This window comes from Stenotrophomonas sp. GD03794 (assembly GCF_029842145.1).
Lineage (GTDB): Bacteria > Pseudomonadota > Gammaproteobacteria > Xanthomonadales > Xanthomonadaceae > Stenotrophomonas > Stenotrophomonas riyadhensis.
Genome location: NZ_JAOCFV010000009.1, coordinates 66345 through 87829, shown reverse-complemented (window position 1 = coordinate 87829; position 21485 = coordinate 66345). Strand labels below are relative to the sequence as shown.

At 64.4% G+C, this 21485-nt stretch carries 17 protein-coding genes; 6 read left to right on the top strand and 11 right to left on the bottom strand.

All coding sequences use genetic code 11. The features are described from left to right. Nucleotides 1–225 precede the first annotated feature (225 nt). From N5D91_RS07605 to N5D91_RS07595, 3 genes are all read right to left on the bottom strand, one after another. Nucleotides 226–693, bottom strand: a complete 468-nt coding sequence (locus tag N5D91_RS07605; protein ID WP_110713234.1) for a hotdog fold domain-containing protein — start codon at nt 691–693, stop codon at nt 226–228. Nucleotides 694–768: 75 nt separating this feature from the next. Continuing rightward, nucleotides 769–3246: an acyl-CoA dehydrogenase gene (locus N5D91_RS07600; RefSeq protein ID WP_180847638.1), complete on the bottom strand. Its 2478-nt coding sequence runs from the start codon at nt 3244–3246 to the stop codon at nt 769–771. Further along, complete coding sequence (locus tag N5D91_RS07595) at nt 3243–4160, bottom strand: alpha/beta hydrolase (protein ID WP_088026830.1); 918 nt, start codon at nt 4158–4160, stop codon at nt 3243–3245. The genes N5D91_RS07600 and N5D91_RS07595 overlap by 4 nt, the downstream gene beginning before the upstream one ends. 141 nt (nt 4161–4301) lie before the next feature. Here N5D91_RS07595 and N5D91_RS07590 point away from each other — a divergent pair, with 141 nt between their 5' ends. From N5D91_RS07590 to N5D91_RS07580, 3 genes are all read left to right on the top strand, one after another. Then, nucleotides 4302–4904: a TetR/AcrR family transcriptional regulator gene (locus N5D91_RS07590; protein ID WP_006464233.1), complete on the top strand. Its 603-nt coding sequence runs from the start codon at nt 4302–4304 to the stop codon at nt 4902–4904. Nucleotides 4905–5007: 103 nt separating this feature from the next. Continuing rightward, nucleotides 5008–6327: a hypothetical protein gene (locus tag N5D91_RS07585; protein WP_110713229.1), complete on the top strand. Its 1320-nt coding sequence runs from the start codon at nt 5008–5010 to the stop codon at nt 6325–6327. A gap of 34 nt (nt 6328–6361) precedes the next feature. Further along, on the top strand, nt 6362–7000 hold the full coding sequence (locus N5D91_RS07580) for a 2OG-Fe(II) oxygenase (RefSeq protein ID WP_279908430.1): 639 nt from the start codon (nt 6362–6364) through the stop codon (nt 6998–7000). A 37-nt stretch (nt 7001–7037) separates the two neighbouring features. Here the strand turns inward: N5D91_RS07580 and N5D91_RS07575 are convergent, their stop codons facing one another. The 7 genes from N5D91_RS07575 to N5D91_RS07545 all read right to left on the bottom strand — a co-directional run bounded on the left by N5D91_RS07575 (nt 7038) and on the right by N5D91_RS07545 (nt 16707). Continuing rightward, entirely contained in the window at nt 7038–7577 is a 540-nt protein-coding gene (locus tag N5D91_RS07575) for a GNAT family N-acetyltransferase (RefSeq protein ID WP_110713226.1), read from the bottom strand. Nucleotides 7578–7609: 32 nt separating this feature from the next. Beyond that, on the bottom strand, nt 7610–8899 hold the full coding sequence (locus tag N5D91_RS07570) for a putative 2OG-Fe(II) oxygenase (protein WP_180855004.1): 1290 nt from the start codon (nt 8897–8899) through the stop codon (nt 7610–7612). A 6-nt stretch (nt 8900–8905) separates the two neighbouring features. Then, nucleotides 8906–10807: a glycosyltransferase family 41 protein gene (locus tag N5D91_RS07565; RefSeq protein WP_180847637.1), complete on the bottom strand. Its 1902-nt coding sequence runs from the start codon at nt 10805–10807 to the stop codon at nt 8906–8908. Beyond that, nucleotides 10800–11774, bottom strand: coding sequence for a class I SAM-dependent methyltransferase (locus tag N5D91_RS07560; RefSeq protein ID WP_162622085.1), 975 nt, complete (start codon nt 11772–11774; stop codon nt 10800–10802). The genes N5D91_RS07565 and N5D91_RS07560 overlap by 8 nt, the downstream gene beginning before the upstream one ends. Before the next feature lie 140 nt (nt 11775–11914). Next, nucleotides 11915–14566: a TonB-dependent receptor gene (locus N5D91_RS07555; protein ID WP_110713219.1), complete on the bottom strand. Its 2652-nt coding sequence runs from the start codon at nt 14564–14566 to the stop codon at nt 11915–11917. Between the two features lie 282 nt (nt 14567–14848). Next, nucleotides 14849–15664 (bottom strand): hypothetical protein, encoded by an 816-nt coding sequence (locus tag N5D91_RS07550; RefSeq protein ID WP_180847648.1) that lies wholly within the window; start codon nt 15662–15664, stop codon nt 14849–14851. Nucleotides 15665–15813: 149 nt separating this feature from the next. Then, entirely contained in the window at nt 15814–16707 is an 894-nt protein-coding gene (locus N5D91_RS07545) for an Hsp33 family molecular chaperone HslO (RefSeq protein WP_153855737.1), read from the bottom strand. Between the two features lie 77 nt (nt 16708–16784). On the opposite strand from N5D91_RS07545, the gene mtgA reads away from it, so the two are divergent. From mtgA to N5D91_RS07530, 3 genes are read left to right on the top strand one after another with little or no spacing between them, the layout of a single operon-like run. After that, entirely contained in the window at nt 16785–17534 is a 750-nt protein-coding gene (gene mtgA, locus N5D91_RS07540) for a monofunctional biosynthetic peptidoglycan transglycosylase (protein ID WP_164162337.1), read from the top strand. A 42-nt stretch (nt 17535–17576) separates the two neighbouring features. Further along, a complete protein-coding gene (locus N5D91_RS07535; RefSeq protein ID WP_110713212.1) occupies nt 17577–18596 on the top strand; it encodes a glycosyltransferase family 2 protein in 1020 nt (339 codons plus the stop codon). After that, a complete protein-coding gene (locus tag N5D91_RS07530) occupies nt 18556–18987 on the top strand; it encodes a CBS domain-containing protein (RefSeq protein ID WP_012511858.1) in 432 nt (143 codons plus the stop codon). Before N5D91_RS07535 ends, N5D91_RS07530 begins: the two co-directional genes overlap by 41 nt. A 487-nt stretch (nt 18988–19474) precedes the next feature. On the opposite strand, the gene N5D91_RS07525 is transcribed toward N5D91_RS07530, so the two are convergent. Then, nucleotides 19475–21448 carry an AsmA family protein gene (locus tag N5D91_RS07525; protein ID WP_180847636.1) on the bottom strand — a complete coding sequence of 658 codons (1974 nt, stop codon included), beginning with the start codon at nt 21446–21448 and terminating at the stop codon, nt 19475–19477. Nucleotides 21449–21485 lie beyond the last annotated feature (37 nt).

The following is a 21485-nucleotide window of genomic DNA, read 5'->3' as shown; positions in this document are numbered from 1 at the left end:
TTTGCTGTTGCTCTTCTTTTTTCTCTTCCGTGGGCTGGACGCCGCAGAGATCTGTCAGAGGCTGGGGGCGGTGGGTTCGCGGGGGTGTCCGCGGCATGGATGCCGCGGCCAAGCCCCCAGGGACGGGTTCACGGCGTCCCCCACGAACCCACCGCCCCCAGCCAAACCCAGGCTTTCCGTGACCAACCGTCCACCCCACGAGGGGCTGCGCCGTTCGCGGGAACGCTACTTCGCCGGCGACATCCACATGTCGATCACCGCGCTGAACACCTCCGTGCCCGCACGGTCGCGCACGCTCACCGTCACCGGCAGCGCATAGCCCTCGGCAGCGGCCACGATCGGCTGCGCCGGAAGCGCTACCGCCTGCAACGTGCCACGCGCCTTGGCCAGGTACTGCACCTGCATCCCCTTTGGAATCCAGCGCATGCCCTTCGGCAGCGATGCATCGACCATCAGCCCGGCGGTCAGTTCGGCCAGGTTGCACATCGCGATCGCGTGCACCGTACCGATGTGGTTGCGCACCTTGCGGCGGTCGGCCAGCGTGCCTTCGCAGCGGCCGTGTTCCAGGCGCGTGATGCGCGGTGCGATGCTGGCGAAGTAGGGCGCCTTGAAGCACACCGCGCGTGAGAACAGCCAGTTGCCGGCAGGCCAGCGCTGCAGGCGGTGGTAGAGCGAGAGCAGGGGCGTGGACATGAGGGGTATTCCGGTCGGCGGACAAAGCGACGGCGGGCCGAAGCCCGCCGTCGAGGCAACGCGTGTCGCGGGCGATCAGGCCGCCTGCGAATGCGGGTCCTTGTGCTGGCGGTCGTAGTAGCTGGCTGCGCGCAGTTCGTGGGTGTCGAAGTCGTCCACGGTGATGGTGTCCAGGGTCAGCGTACGCAGTTCTTCCAGCAGGCTGCGCTCGTCCTGGGTGATCACGCCTTCGGCCACGGCTTCGTCCAGCTGCGCCTTGAAATCCAGTGCTTCGATGCCCTTGCTCTTCAGCGCCTTCAGGAACTTGCGCTCCACCGGCTCGGCCATGATCGCCTTGCTCAGGTAGCTGTTGATGCGGCCGCCCGGGTTGTTCTCGCACGGGGTCAGGAACACGCCACTGGCCAGACGGTCGCGGGCTTCGTTCGGCGCCATCAGCAGAGCGGCGACGCGACGGCTCAGGCGGTCGCCCGGGGCCTCGGCGCGACGGCCCAGCGGGAAGATCAGCGCCCACATCAGCCAACCGATCGGACGGATCGGGAAGTTGCGCAGCGCGGCCGACAGCGATTCCTCGATCTTGTGCACGCTGTCATGGAAGGCCCAAGCCAGCAGCGGCTGGTCGGCCTGCGGTGCGCCTTCGTCGTGGTAGCGCTTGAGCATGGCGCTGGTCATGTAGACGTGGCTCAGCACGTCGCCCAGGCGGCCGGACAGCGATTCCTTGAACTTCAGCTTGCCACCGAGGGTCATCATCGAGATGTCGGCCATCAGCGCCAGGTTGGCCGAGTAACGATCCAGCTTGCGGAAGTAGCGGCGGGTGTAGGCGTCACCCGGGGCAGCACCGAAGCGCGCACCGGTCAGGCCGAACCAGAACGAACGCACGGCGTTGGAGAGGCCATAGCGGATGTGGCCGAACAGGCTGCGGTCGAACTCCTGCAGGCCGGCACGGGTATCCGGATCCTGCGCGGCCTTCATCTCCTTCAGCACCCACGGGTGGCAGAGGATCGCACCCTGGCCGAAGATCAGCAGGCTGCGGGTCATGATGTTGGCGCCTTCCACGGTGATCGCGATCGGCGCGGCCTGCCAGCTGCGTCCGGCGAAGTTGCGCGGCCCCAGGATGATGCCCTTGCCGCCGATCACGTCCATCATGTCCGAGATCACTTCGCGGCTCATGTTGGTGCAGTGGTACTTGGCGATCGCCGACGGCACCGACGGCACGTCACCACGGTCAACCGCGGCGGCGGTGGCCTGCGACAGTGCGCTGATCTTGTACGCCTTGCCGCCGATGCGGGCCAGCGCTTCTTCCACGCCTTCGAAGCGGCCGACCGACAGGCCGAACTGCTTGCGGATGCGCGCATAGGCGCCGGTCACCGCGGCACCGGCCTTGGCACCGCCGCTGGCGGTGGACGGCAGGGTGATCGAGCGGCCCACGGCCAGGCACTCGTTGAGCATGTTCCAGCCCTTGCCGGCCATGGCGGCGCCACCGATCAGCTGGGTCAGCGGAATGAACACGTCCTTGCCGCGGATCGGGCCGTTCTGGAACGTCGAGTTCAGCGGGAAGTGGCGACGGCCGATTTCAACGCCGGCGGTGTCGCGCGGCAGCAGGCCCAGGGTGATGCCGATGTCGCGGGTATCGCCGATCAGGCCATCCGGGTCGTACATGCGGAAGGCCAGGCCGATCAGCGAAGCGACCGGGGCCAAGGTGATGTAGCGCTTGTCGAAGGTCAGCTTGACGCCGAGCACCTGCTCGCCGTTCCATTCGCCCTTGCAGACGATGCCGTAATCCGGAATCGAGGTGGCGTCGGAGCCGGCGAACGGACCGGTCAGGCCGAAGCAGGGCACTTCGCGGCCATCGGCCAGGCGCGGCAGGTACTGGTCCTTCTGTTCCTGGGTGCCGTAATGCACCAGCAGTTCACCCGGGCCCAGCGAGTTCGGCACGCCGACCGTGGAGCTGACCACCGACGACACCGACGCCAGCTTCTGGATGACCTTGTGGTGGGCCAGCGCGGAGAAGCCCAGACCGCCGTATTCCTTCGGAATGATCATGCCGAAGAACTTGTTCTTCTTGATGAAGGCCCACAGCTCCGGCGGCAGGTCGGCGTGGACGTGGGTGATTTCCCAGTCGTTGACCATGGTGCATAGTTCTTCCACCGGGCCATCCAGGAAGGCCTGTTCCTCGGCGGTCAGCTGCGGCTTGGGATAGTTCAGCAGGATGTTCCAGTCCGGATCACCAGTGAACAGTTCGCCCTCGAAACCCACCGAGCCGGTTTCCAGCGCGATGCGCTCGGTCTGCGACAGCGGCGGCAGCACCTTGCGGAACACCTTCATCATCGGGCCGGTCAGCAGCGGCTTGCGGATGAACGGCAGCAGCAGCGGCACGGCGATCACCGCCAGCACGGCGGCCGCGACGATCGTAGCGGTCTGGTTGACGTAGGGAATGAACCAGCAGGCGGCCAGCAGGGCCACGCTGATCAGCGTCCAGGTAACCAGCCGCATGCGGTGGTAGGCGACGAACGCGCCTGCCAGCAGCAGGGCGAGGAAGGGAAGAACGATGCTCATGAGCGTGCTCCGGTGACGTGCTCGTTTGTGGCGGACGAAGCCGCAGCGTCCGCTGCGGGCAACACGTCCAGATAGTCCAACACAGTAGCGGTAAAGGCGTCGTTGTCATCGCCGGCGACCATGTGCGTGGCCTGCGGCAGCTGTACATGGCGCGCGTGCGGCGCCAACGCCAGGAATTCGGCCACGGTCTGCGGCGTGACCAGGTCACTGCGGCCGCCGCTGACCAGCAGCAGCGGGCACTTGACCTGGCGTGCGGCCTCGGCCAGTGCATCCTGGTGCTGCTCGCTGTCGCGGGCCAGCTCGGCCACCAGGCGCGGGTCCCAGTGCCAGCGCCAACGCCCGTGGCCGTCTTCGCGCAGCAACGCACGCAGCGACTGCTCGGATTTGCGCGGGCGGTGCGGCATGTAGGCCGAGATCACGTCGGCGGCCTGGGTCAGCGAGGCGAAGCCGTCGGGGTGGGCGGTCATGAAGGCCAGGATGCGTTCGACACCGGCGGTATCCCAGCGCGGGGTGATGTCGACCAGCACCATCGCCGAGAACAGGCCCGGCCAGCGCGACTCGGCCAGCAGGCCGAACAGGCCGCCCATCGATGCCGCGACCAGCACCGGCGGGCGCGGCTGTTCACCGGCCAGCACGATCAGGTCATCGGCGAACTGTTCGCCGTGATAGGGCAGGTCGGCGGCATTCCAGTCCGAATCGCCGTGGCCACGTGCGTCGTAAGCCAGGGTCTGCAGGCCCGCTGCGGACAGGGCGCGGGCGGTGGCAATCCAAGCGTGGCGGGTCTGGCCGAAGCCATGTGCGAACAGGACGCGGCCGCGCCGGCCGTGGTCGCTGGCGGTCGCCGCCAGGCGCGCGCCATGGGCAGCATCCAGGCGCAGATCATGGAACGCAGCGGGAGTAGGGGACGTAACCATACTTGCTAGTATGGATCGCTTGAATGGGAAGTCAATACTGTATCGTATGGTGCGGTGCGGCAGGCCTTCCGGCTCGGGTTCTGACGGTTTCGACAGCAACCGCGTACTGCAACGAACCCCGGCGTATGGTTAAATCAGCGCATGAATCAACCTGACGCTTCCGCCGGCGAACCGCGCGCCGGCCGCAACAGCCGCCTGAGTGCCGAAGACTGGGCCCAGGCGGCCCTCGACCTGATTGCTGAACAAGGCGTAGGCGCCGTCGCGGTGGAGCCGCTGGCACGGCGGCTGGGCGTGACCAAGGGCAGTTTCTACTGGCATTTTCCCTCGCGTGACGCACTGCTGCAGGCCGCGTTGGAACGCTGGGAACTGTTCGAACAGGAACAGGTGTTCGGCAGCCTGGAAGACGTGCCGGATCCGCGCGTGCGCCTGCGCCAGCTGTTCCAGATGGTCGCGCATGAAGTGCAGCCGCACATCATCTACAGCGAACTGCTGAAGGCGCTGGACCACCCGATGGTGCGACCGGTGATCGATCGCGTATCGCAGCGCCGCCTCGACTATCTGATCGCCTCGTTCCGCCAGGCCGGGCTCAGTTCGACCGACGCGCGGCATCGCGCGCGCCTGGCCTACGCGGCCTATGTCGGCTTCCTGCAGCTGTCGCTGCAGCTGCAGCAGCCCAAGCAGGCGCGCGAGGATTTCGAAGCCTATGTCGAGCACCTGATCGAGACGCTGATCCCGAACGGCTGAAGTTGAAAGCCTGCGGCCAATAGCCGGCTGCCCGTCGCTTGACAGCAAGTGCTGGATGATTGAATGTTCAGGATGCCTTCACGGATCTCGGGCGAGGACAGGGATGTTCCACGGAATCAATCAGCAGGCATTGCCGGCCTTCCAATCGTTGCCCGGCACCATGGCATACGCAGAGATACAGCGACGCCTTGAGGCCTTCCGGATCGCCTTGAACGCACCTCGGATGCGCTTTTCCGCGCATCCGTTGTTGTTTGATCGCAACGACTACGAGCAACTGGTAGACGGCTTGCAGCTGGTTGCATCCGGCCTGCAGCGCGTGGTCGACGAAGCATTGCGTCGGCATGCGCGTAGTGACCTTATGCAGCTGATGGGGGTCGACGCTGCATGGGCACCCTTGGTGGACTGGGAGCAGCTTCGCAGCGGCCAACATCGCGTGATGCGTGCCGATCTGTTGCCTTGCGCAGATGGCATGCGGATATGCGAGCTCAATTTCTCCGCAGCGGTGGGTGGCTTCGAATTGTTCGAACACTATCGAGCGTTCGCCGACGTGCTTGGCTGGGACGCAGAGGGTAGTCAGGCGGTACCGGTAAACAATCTTGCCAGCATGTACGCGCGAAGCATCGTGCGTGAGGGCTACCTTAGCCTCCATCTGCTCGACTGGAGCACGCATTCGGCAATGGGTTATCCCAGTGGCGATCTCAGCCGGCAGTGGTTGCGGCGTTCTCTGCCTGGACTGGACATTTCGGTGCATGATGAACGTAGCTGGCGCGATGCGCGGCGCTCGGGCATGGATATGAGCAGGACACTGGTCCATCGTCGCTTTACCTATGACGACGTGCTTTCTGATCACGATGTGTACCTGGACATCCTCGACAGCGGTGCGAGGTTCTCCAATGGCCTTGAAGCCGAACTGCTGATGAGCAAGGCATGGCTGGCATTGCTGTGGGATGAGGGCTACCGGCAGGTACTGACGCCGATGGAATGGGAGGCAGTACAGCGCTGGGTGGTGCCCACGCATTTCGTCACTGTCGACGATGTAGCCGCATTGAACGAATCCGACAGCAACATCGTGTTCAAGAAAAAGTACGGCTACGGCGGGCAGGATGTCGTTCCCTCCGGTAGCGCCGCCGCTGCCCTGTTGGCGCGCCGGTTGAGCACATCTGGAGCTGGCGACTGGGTCCAGCAGCCGATGCTCGATGTTCCGGAACTGGTCCATCTGGACGATCGCGACCTTGGCTTGGCGCCTCACCGTACAGTGGTGGGCGTGTACCTGCATGAGGGCGCGGCCAGCGGTTGCGTCGTGCGCTCAGCGGTTGGCAATCGGGTTGTCAATGCCAGCAGTGGCGCCAGCATCGGCTGGGCACCGGTACTGAACCCCGATGAGCGCGGCGCATTCCTGGAGAAATTTTCTGCCCTGGCTTGATTGATTGCTTTCCCAAACGAAAGGAGGACGCTGCATGAGTATGGTATTGGAAGCCTCTCGACTTTCCCGCTATGCGGATGAGTTGAAAACGACCGGCAGTACGTTGATCCCGATGGGCGTTGTGTTTGATGCTTCGACATTGAAGGAGCTTGAAAGGCTCCAGTCATTGCTGCCTGAAGAAGCCGTGACGCAGGGCGACGCGGGCGACACGCATGACATCTACGTGCGTCGCATCATGGTTGATCGGCAAGGCGAGGTTCCGCAGGTGGTCAATCGCCCGCACGCAGACCAGATCCTGGACATTCTCAACCGGGAGGAGTGCCGGAACGCGATTGCAGAACTGTTCCAGTCACAGGATGCCTTCCATATCCGTCGGGCACAGATGAACCGCATGACGGCGGGTTCCTTCATCGGCCTGCATCTGGATGCTGCCAGCAATCCGGACTATGACTACTCGATGATCATCCAGTTGGGGCACGATTTCGCAGGCGGTGATTTCGTCGTCCACGACGATGCCGGTGCGCGCCATGCCTATGCGGCGACCTACGGCACGGTGCTGCTTACGACCTGCAAGTTGCGGCACGAGGTCGCACGGGTGACGGCCGGCGAGCGCAATGCGCTGGTCTATTTCTATTCGCGGCACAATGGCGCCAATCGTCGCCACGACGCCTGACGTTGCCCGTCATCCGGCGTCTGTTGCCGGAACTACATCATGAAGTGAGCGTCGAGAGGCTGGAGGTGCGTGTGAGCACTGCGAATGGATTGCCTTCAAAATCCATTTCCTCGACGATGCTGTAGCCGACGGCGTTGGCCAACGCCAGCGCCGATCGGTTGCGGAGATCGGTAATCGCTGAAGTGGCTTCGATCCGAGCAACGCGATCCATCCATTCCAGCACGCCGGCAGTGGCCTCCTGGGCGATGCCGCGTCCCCAGCCACGACGTGACAACGTGCAGCCGAACTCAGGCAGGCCGGCGGCCTCTCCAGGCAGGTCACGCAGGGTAAGCGCGAAGCCGAGCTCTCCGTAGAATCTTCCATCGTTGCGATGACGGATGGTCCAGTAGCCATATCCAAGCATTGCCCAGTGGCCTGCATATCGCAGTATGCGAAGCCAGGTCTCGTGCCGGCTGAAAGGGTGGTCGCGGATCATGCGCAGGACCGCCGGGTCTGACCACATGCTGGTGCATTCATCGAGGTCATCCCGGCAGTGGGGCTGCAGAATGAGGCGTTCCGTAACTATTCGACGTTCCATGTGAATTGCTCCAGCGAATGGAGGGGATTTGTTCACGGAGACGCTGGCAGCAGGTCGAATGCCAGACTGATGCGCGGCCGCGTTCCGTGGTAAGGCGTTGTGTGATGGAGGAACCAGGAGGGAAAAATCAGCATTTCGCCGCTGCGGGCCACATGACGATGAGCATGCGGTTCGCCTGCTGTGTCGATGTCCCTGGGGGCGTGGCCAAACACGAGATCGCCGTCTCCCTCTGCAGAGTTGCCGGCATCGAGGTAAAGCACCCCGCTGATGCGTCCGGCAGGATGCAGGTGTGGATCCTGGTGTCCTCCATCGCCATGCAGCACCGTTGCCCAGGCCTGCAGCGTCCATCGTGAGGGCAGGCTCAGTCGCCAGGCGTCGGTGGGGGCGTCGAACAGGCTGCCGTGCAACTGCAGCAGATGATCGTGGAGTGCGTTGCTCACCTGCTGGCCGAACCCGTGGAATGGACTTGGCGGTGTCAGGTCGAGCATCGCGCTTTGAAGGCCGCCAAGAGTGGTTTTGCCCGCAGGCTCCCAGCGCAATGACGGCAACTGCAGCACTGCGTTGATCAACGCATCGGTGTCCAGATCAGTCCTGATCCGCCGCAGCAGGAGCGGGTAGTCCATCAACATGCGGGCTTCCGGTAGCTTCAGGGCGCATGCGGACAGATAGCGCCCGGCCCAGCAGCGCTGATCGTAGGGATGTTCTGAAAGAAGGGTCAGAAAACGTGCGTGGGCCGACGCCGCATCACCGCCGCGCAGCAGGGCCGTGGCCTGGTCTGCGGCCAGATCGATGTTACCGGGAGAAATCTGCGCAAGCCGTTGGAACAGATCCAGTGCCAGGGCATGCTGACCGGCTCCGCTGAGGGCGTTGGCCAGGCTGTGCTGGATGCGAGTGTCAGCAGGCGACTGAGTTGCAGCCCGTTGCAGCCAAGGCAATGCAGCCGCGTGGTTGCCGCGCCGCAACAGAACAACACCGATGTTGGCGACAGCCGACGTTTCATCTGGCGCGATCTTCACGATGCGCTGGAAGTCTTCCTCTGCTGCGGTGAGATCGTCATCACGGGCCAGCAGCGCTGCGCGACGTCGCAGTGCTGGCAGAAAGCGCGGCTCAAGGCTGATTACCCGATCAAGCTGTTGCTTCGCTCGTTTCCAGTCGCCGATTTCGATCAGAAGCAGAGCCAGCTGGAATGCCAGTCTGGGATGGGTTTGCGCAAGCTGGTCATCCTGCAGGCGGAGCAGCGCGCGGTCCTTCTCGCCGGATAGAAACAACATGGCGATCTCGCGCTCAAGTCCCACATCAGGGATATGGTCCAGTGTCTCCATGGGTGTTCACTCCCCCAGCAGGCCTTGATAAAGCGCTTGAAGATCGGTAGCCGCTCGTGCTGCCGAATGCAACGCGCTGTCTTTGTTTCGGACGGTGACCCGCTGGCGGAGTTCTGCGAGCACAGCCGGGTTGCGGAGCAGCGTCACGGCGCGCTTCACATAATCATGCCGTCCGTTGCAGATCAGGTCAGGCATTCCCAGTTGCCTGTTCACACTGCTCCCCAGCCGTGCAAGCGGTAGCTCCCCGGGGCAGGTCAGCAGTGGCAACCCTGCCAATGCTGCATCAATCGCGGTCGCACCGGCCTGATAGTTGAATGCATCAAGGAACAGATCGCATGATGCCATACACTCCAGGTATTGCTCGGCCGGCATGGGTGATAGCAGGCGAAGTCGGTCGCGTTCACCCCCGAGAAGGTCCCACGACTGCAGAAAACCGCGGTGTGCCTGTGGTGCCAAGCAGACCAGCAAGAGCGCATCGGGTACCTCGCGCAGGATTTGCGTCCAGCATTGCAGCAGCGACCTGCTCAGTTTGTGGCTGCTGTTGAAGCTGGCTGCTACCGGTGATGCGTGGGGTAGCTTCCAGCGCGCACGGTCTCGCCCAGGCGGAGAGCGGGACTCTGCTGCGGGAAATACGCTGCCAGCCAGGCGAAGTACCCGGTCGGAGAATGGCCACGGGGTGTCCGCCGGTGCCAGGCTGTGGTCGAGGATGACGCCATCAAGCCACGGCGATTGTTGTCCGGAGAGGTAGCCCAGCCATCCCAGTTGCATGCGCGCCGGTCGATACGCCAGGGCTCCGGACCGACTTCCGTACGTTGGGCCATTGAGATCTATGAGAATATCCAGATCCGCTTCGTGCAGGCGCCTCGCCAGTTCAGCGTCGCTCAGCGCGCCAACGTGCTCGATGTGTTCTGCGTCGTTGATGGACGCCGGCTGGCGGCCGGAATCGTACACATGCACTTCGAAGCGGCTTCGATCATGGGCTGCGAAGAATCCGTGCAACAGGGTGCCCACGGTGTGGTGGCGCAGGTCATTGGAAAGGTAGCCGATTCTTGGACGGCCGCCCCGACGGGTAGTCGCCCGTACCAACGGTTGCCGGCCGGCCTGGATCGATTCGGCCGCATGATCCAGCAGCTGCCGGTGCAGGTCGTTGCTCAATGGCAGCGTCGCGAAGGTGAATGGTTGCGGTATGTCGTCGGCTGTGGGCGCGGCCACACGCAACTGTGCGATGAGCCGCGCAACGATCCGGTCCATCGCATCGAATTCGCACAGCTGTGCATGGACATGCGCGAGCCAGCACATTACGTCCACACGTGCTGGCTGCAGCGTGTGAAGCTGCGCCAGTGCGTCACGTGCGGATTCCCATCGGCCGAGGTGCTGAAGGCACTGAGCGATGTTGATGAGCTCCATGGGAAGTTGGGCGGCTACAACTTCATAACTGGTGATCGCCTCCTCGTACCTGCCCGCTTCCTGCAGGGCGAGACCCAGCAGGTGATGGGCCTCAAGAAGGGTGGGATCCAGCGCGAGCGCGCGTTGGAGGCTGCCGACAGCAGCCATTTGTTGGCCTGTGCGTTGCTGCAGGTCACCAAGCAGCATCCATTGCCACGCTTGTGGCTCTGCCGTCGTGATCGCCTGGCGTGCGGGTTCAAGCGCCTCTTCTGCACGATGGCTGTCGCGCAGACAGATCGCAAGAGGGGCGCGTGCCGGTTGCCAGGCGATGGATGCGGGATGGATCTGCTGGAACAGTACTGTGGCCTCTTCTGCGTGGCCGAGTTGCATCATGCAAAGCGCTGTGTCGTAGCGAAGAACATCGTCAGACGGATCCAGCAGCAGTGCTCGCTTGTAGTGTGGGAGGGCGTCATCCAGCCGAGCCGCATGGTGATACCGGCGCGCCTCTGCGGCCTCATTCACGCACTGCCTCCAGGGCCCAGCCCATGTTCACCCCGCGATACATCAGAGGTTCAAATCCTGAATGCATGCCATGGGCATGCAATGCTTCCGCCAGACACTTCATCTCGTCCTCGCTTCGGGTCGCCCGCATGAGCTCCTGCAGGCGGGCGGCTTCCTCTGCAAGCACGGCACGACCACTCTGAAGGCGCCGCAGCGCGGTCGATGGATCCTGCGCGGCGGGGCCCAACGCGTCTTGCAGAATGCCCACGCTCCTGCCCAGGACCGGCAGATCCCGCTCCGCCAGGGTACGCTCGACAAGTGCGCCTGCTGCCTCGTTGAAGGCTAGGCGGGATCGCTCCGCAGCTTCGTTCCCCGAAAGGGAGGAGGGGCCGCGGGCCCTGGCCAAGTACAGTTCCTTGATCACCTGTTCAGCCCGATCGAAGATGCCATCGTTCCGAAGTACATCGGTGATGGCCTGGGCTTGGCGCGCTGAGATGCGCGCGATTTCGCTGTTCGTGCTGTGCAGGATCCACGCGATTCGCCCTCCCGGCCCGATCAGCCGGGAAAACTCCTGAAGTGCTGGGTCCTGCGCTGCATATTCGAATGCATACTGAGATGCCAGAAGGTCCACGCTACCGTCTGCCAGTGGAATGGCGTGCATCGGCGTACGAGGCAGGAAGGTGATTTCGGAGAAAATCTCCGTGCCATTGGCGACATTCGAGCGAGGGTCGACATCGGCCAGGTCGGTGCCCACCACTTGAAGATCGGGGCGGAACCGATGGATCAAGAGGGCGATGGCGCCGTTGCCGGTGCCCACGTCAAGCACCCGCGCGCCTTGTGGTAGAACCGCGGCGTTGCGCTCCCAGAAGAGACGCAGCTCGCCATCGTAGTTTCCTTCGATGCCGTGACTGCACGAATGAAGCACGCCGGTGCGCCAGAGCTGGGTCCAGTGCGCTGCCTGCGAGAGGGAGTGGGGATCTGCGCTCATTGTGGCGCTTCCGTCATGCATTGTCGGCGGGGCCCGGTGCACAGGTTATGCCCCTCATGGGGAGTTGACGCAGTTGCAAGACTGCCCAAAAGCAGCGACCCGCACAAGCGGGTCGCTGCGTTACTGCTGACAGGCGTGGATCAGAAGTTCTGTTCGTAACGCATGTACGGGGTACGGCCCCAGATGTTGTACAGGCTGTTGTCGTAATACGGGAAGGAGTTCAGTGCATCGTTGAACGGCGGCAGCTTGTTGCCGACATTGCGGACGCCCAGAGTCACCTTGCCCTTCCACGGCGCATTCCAGGTCAACTGCAGATCATTGGTGATCCAGCTCGGCAGGCGCGTGTCTTCCGAACCGCTCTTGCCGATGTAGTTGGTGATCGCCGCAATGCTGACGTCGCCGTAGCTCCAGCCCAGGGTGAACTGCGCGCGATCCTTCGGATAGCCGCCGGTGCCCAGCAGTTCAACCTTGTCATTGATGATCGAGGTTTCGGTGAATTCGATCTGGTGGGCCCAGTTCAGCCTTGCCATCAGGTCCCCGTAGGTGCCCAGGCTCTGGCGGAAGTTCAACTCGGCGTCGATACCACGGACCTTCTTCGAAGCACCGTTGTCGATCGGCAGCTTGATCTGGAACGGGATGCCCGGCAGTACTGCGCCATTCGGTGCAGTGATGTCCGGACCACGATCAACGCCATAGCCGGGCTGGCCTGCGTCGCCGTAGCGCCATGCCAGCGGACGCGGCACCGAAGTGATCACGTTGTCGATCTGCACATCGTAGTAGTCGACTGCCATCGACAGTGCTTCGGTCGGGCTGAACACGAAGCCGACATTCCAGTTCTTCGATTCCTCCGGCTTCAGATTGCGGTTCGAGGAAACCAGCCACTGGTACTGGCTGCTGGTGCTGCAGGGATCAACCGGGTACGGCTGGTAACCGGTATTGCCGGTCGAAGCGCGGACGGCGGACAAGGCCTTGCATGCCAGTTCGTCGCCGCCGTTGTGGCCGATGGCACTCAGGACCGGGCTGTTCAGGTTGGTCGTGGAGTTGGAGCCGTACATGTCATCCAGGGTCGGAGCACGGAAGCCCTTACCCCAAGAGCCACGAACCAGCAGCGAGTCGATCGGACGGAACTCCAGCGATACGCGCGGCGAGAACTTGCTGCCCAGATCGTTGTAGCTGTCATAGCGGCCCGCCACAGTGGCGGTCAGGCTGCTGAACAGCGGGATCAGGGTTTCGAAGTAGCCTGCGTAGTAGGAGCGCTCACCACCCGTACCTGCACCTGCCGAGCCGAACACGTTGCCTGCGGCGCTCTGTGCGTCGTAGGCCATGGACAGGCGGTCATCGCGGTACTCGAAGCCGGTCACGAAGCTGACGGCGCCGGCCGGCATCTGGAACAGGTCGAAGGAGATGTTGCCGTCGGCCGAGACCGTGCGCTGTTCCGATTCCACGTACACGGTGTGTGCGATCTTCGGAGCCGCAGCGGCCACGCTCGGATGGGTGGGATCGAACGGGTTGTACTCGCCCGAATCAACCATGTCCTGCAGGATGCTGCCGATGCCGTAGTTGTAGTTCACCGAGCTCTGGCGGACACGGCCATGGCCAACACCGACTTCCCAGTCGGCGCCGCCGAACAGGTCCAGCGTACCGCGCAGGCCGAAGTTGAAATCGCGATAGGTATCGCGACGGACGGCATCACGGGTACCCAGCGGGGTGAACCGGTAGGACAGGACGCCGTCCTCGCCAAACGGATTGAATGGATTGTTGGCTGCGATGGTCAGCGGACGGCCGCCGCCGGCGTTGTCGACCGGGGCCGACGCATAAACGCCAACGCTCTTGGTATCCGACGCAATTGCACGGAAGAAGAACGAGGTGTTGTCGGTCAGCTGGTAGTTGCCGTTCAGCAGCAGCGAGTCACGCGACATCGAGGCTTCGTTGGCCGAGGTCGCGCCGTGGTCGAAGCCGCAGCGGGTCGGGCTGATGCGGACGCTGTTCTCGAAGGTGTCGCAGTTGGCGACGCTGGCGCTGCCGGTGCGGGCGCCGGAGAAGGTCGCGCTCGAGTTGTACGGGCTGAGGCCCCAGGTCAGCCCTGCATCAGTGACGTATTTCTTGATGTCACGGTTGTACATCAACTCGCGTTCCTGATGGTCGATCACGAACGTCAGGTTGCCACGGTCGGAGCTGATGCCACCGGACAGGCTGCCGGTGCGACCGGCCGGGCCGATTTCAGGATTTTCATAGCCGACGCTGAAGCCCAGGCCTTCATAATCCTTACGCAGGATCACGTTGACCACGCCGCCGATGGCATCCGAACCGTACACTGCACCTGCGCCTTCGCGCAGGATTTCAATGCGCTCGACGGCGGCCGTCGGAATCAGGTTGATGTTCTGCGCACCGCCACCGAGGGTCGGCGAAGACGTCATGCGACGGCCGTCCAGCAGGACCAGCGTGTACTCAGAGCCGAGGCCGCGCAGGCTGATGGTGGCTGCGGAACCGGTTGCCGAGCCCGACGACTCACGGGTGGAACCGAACGAGTTGTAGATGTTGTTGCGGAGGAAGTCCGCGACCGAGATTTCGCCGGAAGTTTCGATGTCCTGGCGGGAAATCACGCTGACCGGGCTGGGGCCTTCAACATCCGTGCGCTTGATGCGCGAACCGGTTACTTCGATACGGTCGAGCTGGGTCGTACCCGCCTGCCCCGACTTCCCTTCCTGGGCACTGGCGGTAGCCGCCGTACCGGCACTTGCGATCAACGCGAGGACAACTGCATCGCGCAGCTTGCAGGTCTTGCTGTTCATTGGCTCTCTCTCCAAGGATTCTTGGTGGTGCTGCTGAGTGCTTCACGCGGGAGGCGAAAGGCGCCACCAAAACACGTGAAGCTGAGCCGATACTAACTGCCCTTTTCCAATAATTAAAGGGCTGTTAATGACTTGTATGAAATAGATGAAGGCAGGCCTCGGACTCGCGCCGTGCCGCAGCCGCAATGCCTAGTGTGACGGGCGTTCAGCGCCTTGACCCAAGGACTTGCAGCTGTTGGGCTTGGCGGCCATGCGGGGCCGCATGCTGCGCCGCAACTGGAGTTACAGGTCCTGTTCGTAACGCACGTACGGCACGGTGCCGTCGTCGTTGCTTTCATTGCGCGGGGAGAACGGATTCTTGCCGCGGCTGATCACGTTCTCGGCGCCTACGGTGAGCTGGCCGGACCACGGGGTGCGCCAGGTCAGGCCAATACCGAGGCCTTCCCACTTGCCGGGCTTGCCCGGTACGTCGACGACGCGGCCGATGATGCTGCCGGTGAAGTTGCCGTAGCCGGCGCCGATGCTCAGGCTCTTGCTGTCCCAGCGATCGACCAGGGCTGGCGAGGCATCGGCCAGCGGCACCAGACGGGCCTTGGCGTAGGTGCCGGCGATGGAAACGAAGCCTTCGCGGCCGATGTTCTTCTGCGCGAACACGGTCAGATCGTTCTGTTCGGCGCGCAGCGAAGGGGTCTTGTTGGGGCCTGCCAGCCACGCCGGCAGGGTTTCGCGGCCGGTACCGGCGGTGATGCCCAGACGGCTGTTGCCGCGGTTCAGCGCGGCGGTGCCGGTGAAACGGCGGCTGTTGAGGTCATCCTCGTCGCCGAGGCTGGCCAGCATGCAATGGCTGGCCAGGCCGCTGATGCTGGTCCCGCTGCTGCTGTTGCAGAGCAGGCCCAGCGAGTCGCCCGAGGACAGGCCGAAGGCCGCATCCAGCGAATTGCGGCCGAAGTGCCAGCGGGCGCCGGCTGCCTGTTCGCCGGTCGGCTCCAGGTACAGCAGGGCCTCGACCTTGCCGCTGCCCTTGTTCCACACCGGAAGCACGGTGCGGGTGTCCTTGCTCTGCGCATGCACGCCCGTGATCGCGCCAAGGGCGATCATCAAAGCCAGCGGTAGACGCAGGAAGGTACGCATCGGACCAGTTCAGACAGGGACGGACAACGGAAGTTCCCGTGGAGACGGGAACTTGATCCTAGGGTGTTTATGAATTCTTAACAAGCCTTGATCCCCCCAGATGCAAGACAAGCTGTTTACTGAAGCCGTTCAGGTGCCGGTACAGTCCCCTCGGCACCGTGGAACAGTATGCCGAACTCCGTCAAAGCAAAGTGATACTCCCGCCCGCAGAATTCGCAACGGACCTCGACGGCGCCGGTATCTGCGGCCGCGGCGCGGGCCTCGTCCTCGCCCAGCGACTGCAGCATCGACGCGACCCGTTCGCGGGAGCAGGAGCAGGCGAAGGACAGTGGCTTGTCGCCCATCAGCTCCGGCTTCTCTTCGTGGAACAGGCGGTGCAGCAGCTGCTCGGCCGGGGTCGCCAGCAGCTCGGCCTTGCCCAGGGTCTCGAACAGGGCGCTGGCGCGCGCCCAGCCGTCCTCGTCACCTTCGTCGCCCGGCAGCTTCTGCAGCAGGAGGCCGGCGGCGCCGTTGCGGTCGGCGGCCAGCAGCAGACGGGTCGGCAGCTGTTCGGACTGGCGGAAATAATCCTCGAAGGCTTCGTCGAGCTCCGGCGCGGTCAGACCGACCAGGCTCTGGTAGCGCTGCGGCTCGCGCGGGTCCAGGCCCGGGTTCTCGATGGTGATCGCGAGCAGGGCGTCATCACCCAGGCTGGACAGGTCGCGCGGCGCATCGGCGCCCTCGCTGAGCTGGGCAATGCCGCGCAGGGTGCCGGCGGCGGTGCACTCGGCGAACAGGGTGCGCAGGGCGGTGCTGCTGCGCAGCTGGATCGACAAGCGGCCATCGATCTTGGTGTGGCCGGTGAACAGCGCCGAGGCCACGCAGGCCTCGCCGAGCAGTTCGGCGGCGGTATCCGGGTATTCGGCGTGGGACAGGATTTCCTGCCAGGTGGCCTGCAGGCGCACATGGACGCCTCGGACGCCGGCGTCGGGGAGCAGGAAGCGGATCAGGGAATCGGGGTTGGCGGTCATCGGCTCACATCGCGCGTAAACGGGGACGGTTGCCGGATAATGCGCCGACAACCAGACAGAAGAAGGATGCACCAGTAATGGGGGCAGGGGGAGAGCAGCACAAGGTAGAGGCCGGGGCGGATGTCCCGCGCCGCAGGCGCTGGCGCTGGAAACGGCTGCTGTGGCTGCCGGTGCTGCTGGCCGCCTTCAGTTGCCTGCAGGTGCTGGTACTGCGGTTCATCGACCCGCCGCTGTCCACGGTCATGCTGTGGCGCTATGGCGAGGCGCTGGGCGAGGCTGACTGGTCGTATCGTCTGCATTACCAGTGGCGCGACCTGGACCAGATGGCACCGAGCCTGCCGATTTCGCTGGTGGCCGCCGAGGACCAGCGCTTCCCCGACCACAACGGCTTCGATCTGCAGGCGATCGAAAAGGCCCGCGACCACAACGCCAAGGGTGGGCGCCTGCGTGGCGCCAGCACGATCAGCCAGCAGGTGGCCAAGAACCTGTTCCTCTGGCAGGGCCGCAGCTGGATCCGCAAGGGCCTGGAGGTCTGGTACACGGTGCTGATCGAAGCACTGTGGCCGAAGGAGCGCATCCTGGAGATGTACGCCAACATCGCCGAGTTCGGCGACGGCGTCTATGGCGCGCAGGCGGCGGCGCAGAAATTCTGGGGCAAGGACGCGACCAGGTTGAGCCCGGCCGAGAGCGCGCGGTTGGCGGCGGTGCTGCCGGCACCGCGGCGCTACAACGCGGCGGCACCGGGGCCGTATGTGCAGCGGCGTGCGGCATGGATCCAGCGCCAGGCCCGGCAGCTGGGCGGTGCGGCGTACCTGTCGGAGGATTGAGCGCGCGGGTTGTCGGGTCGGCAGGCAACGTACAATCCGTGCATGACCCGCGAACGACTCACTTTAGTCATTGCCGCCTACAACGAAGCCCAGGCGCTGCCCTGCCTGCATCCACGCCTGTGCGCGGTGCTGGACGGCATGCCCGATATCGAGGGCCACATCCTCTATGTGGACGACGGCAGCCACGACGGCACCTGGGACGTGATCGCAGGATTGGCTCAAGCCGACACGCGCGTGTCGGCGTTGAAGCTGTCGCGCAACTTCGGCAAGGAAGCCGCGCTGACCGCGGGCCTGGACCTGGTGCGTGACGGAGCGGCGATGATCCTCGATGCTGACGGGCAGGATCCACCGGAACTCGTGCCGCAGTTCGTCGAGCGATGGCGCGAAGGCTACGACAACGTCTATGGCACGCGCTTGGTGCGTGATGGCGAGAACTGGATCAAGCGGGCCACGGCCGCGATGTTCTACCGGGTGATCGGTCGCCTGTCGCGCACGCCGATCCCTGCCGATACCGGCGATTTCCGCCTGCTTTCGGCACGCGCACTGAGTGCGCTGCGCGAGATGCGCGAGCGCCACCGCTTCATGAAGGGCCTCTTCAGCTGGGTCGGTTTCAAGCGGATTGCGGTGCCCTATCACCGCCATGCACGCGTGGCCGGCACCAGCAAGTTCAGCCTGTGGCGACTGTGGAACTTCGCGCTGGAGGGCATTACCGGGTTCTCGACCGTTCCCCTGCGGGCGGCGACCTACATGGGGCTGGCAACGGCGGCGGTGGCTTTCGTATTCGGCGTGTGGGTGATCGCCAAGGCGGCCCTGTACGGTGACCGGGTGGCGGGTTGGCCGACGATGATGGCGGTGATCCTGTTCCTGGGCGGGGTGCAGCTGATCGCGCTGGGCCTGATCGGCGAGTACCTGGGGCGGCTGTACGAAGAGTCCAAGCAGCGGCCGTTGTACCTGGTTGACGCGTGGCTAGCATCCGCCGTGGCAGACTCGGCCCTGCAACCCACCCTCGGAGGGAAGGCAGATGACCACGGTACGGCAACTGTTGGACGGCAAGTCTCCTGAAGTTCACGCGGTCGCGCCGGACGCGGCGGTGATCGATGCGATCCGGTTGATGGCGGAAAAGGGCATTGGCGCGGTGCTGGTGATGGACGGGCCGCGGTTGGTCGGGATCCTGTCCGAGCGCGATTACGCGCGCAAGATCGTGCTGCGTGATCGTTCGTCGCGGGATACGGCAGTGGCGGAGATCATGACGGCGCAGGTGGTGACGGTCTCGCCGGGCGAGCAGGTGGAGCATTGCCTGCAGCTGGTGACCGACTACCGCATCCGCCACCTGCCGGTGGTTGAGGGCGCGCAGGTGCTGGGGGTGATTTCCATCGGTGACCTGGTGAAGTCGGTGATCGATGCGCAGCGGCGCGAGCTGGATCAGCTGCAGCAGTACATCGTGGCGGGGTGAGTTGTTCGCTGGCGGGCCTGCGGCCCGCCGGCCCGCTTTTCGAAGCTCAAAGCCAAAGCCAAAGCCAAGGCAGCGCCTATCTGATACGTCGGGAGGCGGAGGGCATGGGCGTGCAGGACACGCCGCAAGTACGTCCCTGTAGGCTCGATGGCGCCATCCATGGCGCCAACGGTCCTGCACGCCCATGCCCTCCGCCTCTGGACACGTTCCTGCGAGCGCGGTGCGCACATGCGCGGTGCCTCGCCTTTGGTAGCTGCCAACCTTGGTTGGCAACAGCTTTTGACTTTGCTTTCTTCTTTTGACTTTGAATTTCCGCTCTCGTTCCGCGCGCTGGAAACTGTCCGGAGCCGGAGCAAGGCGGCAGGCAGGACCGTGAGGCGCATGGATGCGCCGACCGAGCCTACAAGGACGTATTTACGGCGTGTCCTGCCTGTCGCCTTGCTCCGGCTCTACGCGCGGAAAAACGGGGCGCCGCGAACATCCGCTCCTACTTCGCATACTGCCCACCGCAGTCGGCGTCCTTGCCCGGCCCCAGTTCGATGGTCGCCAGCAAAGCCGCCGGCGGGGCAATGCTGCCCAGTGCCAGGGCCACCGCGCCGCGGATGCCCAGCGCCTTGAAGTCCGGGCGGAATGACGGGTCCTTGAAGGTGCCGGCGATGTGCAACGGCGAGCGCAGTACCAGGATGCTCTTGTCCTTTGGTCGTGGCTTCAGCAGCAGGTCCAGGGTCTCGTCGCGCAGGCTGACCGTGCCCTCGCCGATGATGATCGTGTCGGTGGTGTCCACCGCCAGTGCCTGGCTGGTCATCAGGCCGTCGCGCACGCCGAAGTCGGCGAAGGCGCAACGCAGGGGAATCTGCTTGTCGCCGGTCACCAGGAATTTCAGTGATTCGGTGATATCCAGCCCTGCCAGTTCCATCACCAGGTTGCCGACGTGACCACGACCCATCGCCAGGCCGACCTTGCCGCTGCTGCTGCCGAGCATTGCGGCGATCGAGTTGCCGCGACCGCTCAGGTCCACTTCGCCGCCGATGCCGCCCTTGGCCTGTTCGGCCAGTTTGGCGTCGGGGAACAACTGGCCCAGCTGCACGCCGCGCACACTGGCCTTCAGCGCGGTACTGATCTGCGGCTGGCGCGCGTCCATGCGGATCGTGCTGCGGATATCGCCGCCAGCGACGCCGAAGTTCAGCGGGTCCAGCCGCAGAACGCCGTCATCCAGTAACAGGTGCGCGTCCATGTCATCCAGCGGCAGCGATGGCGCGTTGATGCGGTGGGCCTTCCAGTGCACGTCGGCATCCATCGCACGCAGCTTGCCGAGGTTGTAGGGCGTATCGGGCAGCACCCGCGTGCGCGCGGCGATGCGCGCGGCCTCGATCTTCTGTTCCGCGTTCGCGGTTTCGCCACCGCCGGTCTTCGGTGGGGCGCCGACGAAACCGGCCAGATCATCGAAGTCCAAGCGCTTGGATTCCAGGGTAGCGGTCAACTGCGGGCGTGCGCCACCCACTTCGAACTGCAGATTGCCGCCGAGGTCGCTGTCACCGACCTTGCCGGTGAAAGTGTCGTAGCGCCAGATGTTGTGGTCGCGCTTGAGGCGGCCATTCAACGCATAGGGCGGGGAGGGCGGAATGGCAATGCCAAGCAGCGGGTAGAGGTCGGCCAGGTCCTGCCCGCTGAGCCCGAACTGCAGGTCGAACACGCGAAGCTGGAAGGGGTTGGTCAACGTACCGCTGGCTATGGCGTGGGTGGCGCCGGCCCGGCCGTCGAGGTGGATGCGGAACGGGTGATCGCTGTCGGTCAGCTGCAGTGGAGATTCGGTGCCGCCGCGAAGGGTGAACGGATTGCCCTGCCAGTGCCCTTTACCCTGCACCAGCAGGGGTGGTGCGGCGTCGGCCTGCTTGGGCTGGCCGCTGCGCACGTCCACGCGGATGTCGGTACGGCCCAGCGCATCGAGGAACTGCAGGCGGCCGTCGTCGATGCGCAGGCGCTTGAGCTGGAGAGTTGTACCGCCGGAACTGTCACCGAGGAAATCCCAGTTGCCGGGTTCACCCTTGCGCGGCGCGGTTTCCAGCAGCACGTCCGGCCGGGTCAGGCGTACTTCAGGCAGCTGTACGCTGCCGCGCAGCAGGGGCCAGACCCGCACATCGATCTCGACGCGGTCGGCGCTGGCCATATCGGGTTGTTTCGCCCAGCTGGCATTGGCGAAGGTGATCGTATCGGCGCGGATCGTACTGGTGCGGCCGAGGTCGACATCAAGGTTCCCGATGTGCAGCGCACGGCCGGTACGCTCCTGCACGGCACGCTCGACCGGTCCCTTGAACCAGTTCCAGTCCCACAGGGCGATCAGCACCAGGATCGCCGCCAGCAGGAAGACCAGGGCGGTCAGCCAGCGTCGGCCACGTGGGCCGGGTCGACGGAGGCGCCAGCGCGAGGTGCGCGGCGCGGCGGGGGAGGCGGCGGCATTCACGCGGCCATGGTTGCTCCCTCATCGTGGACGGGGCGCG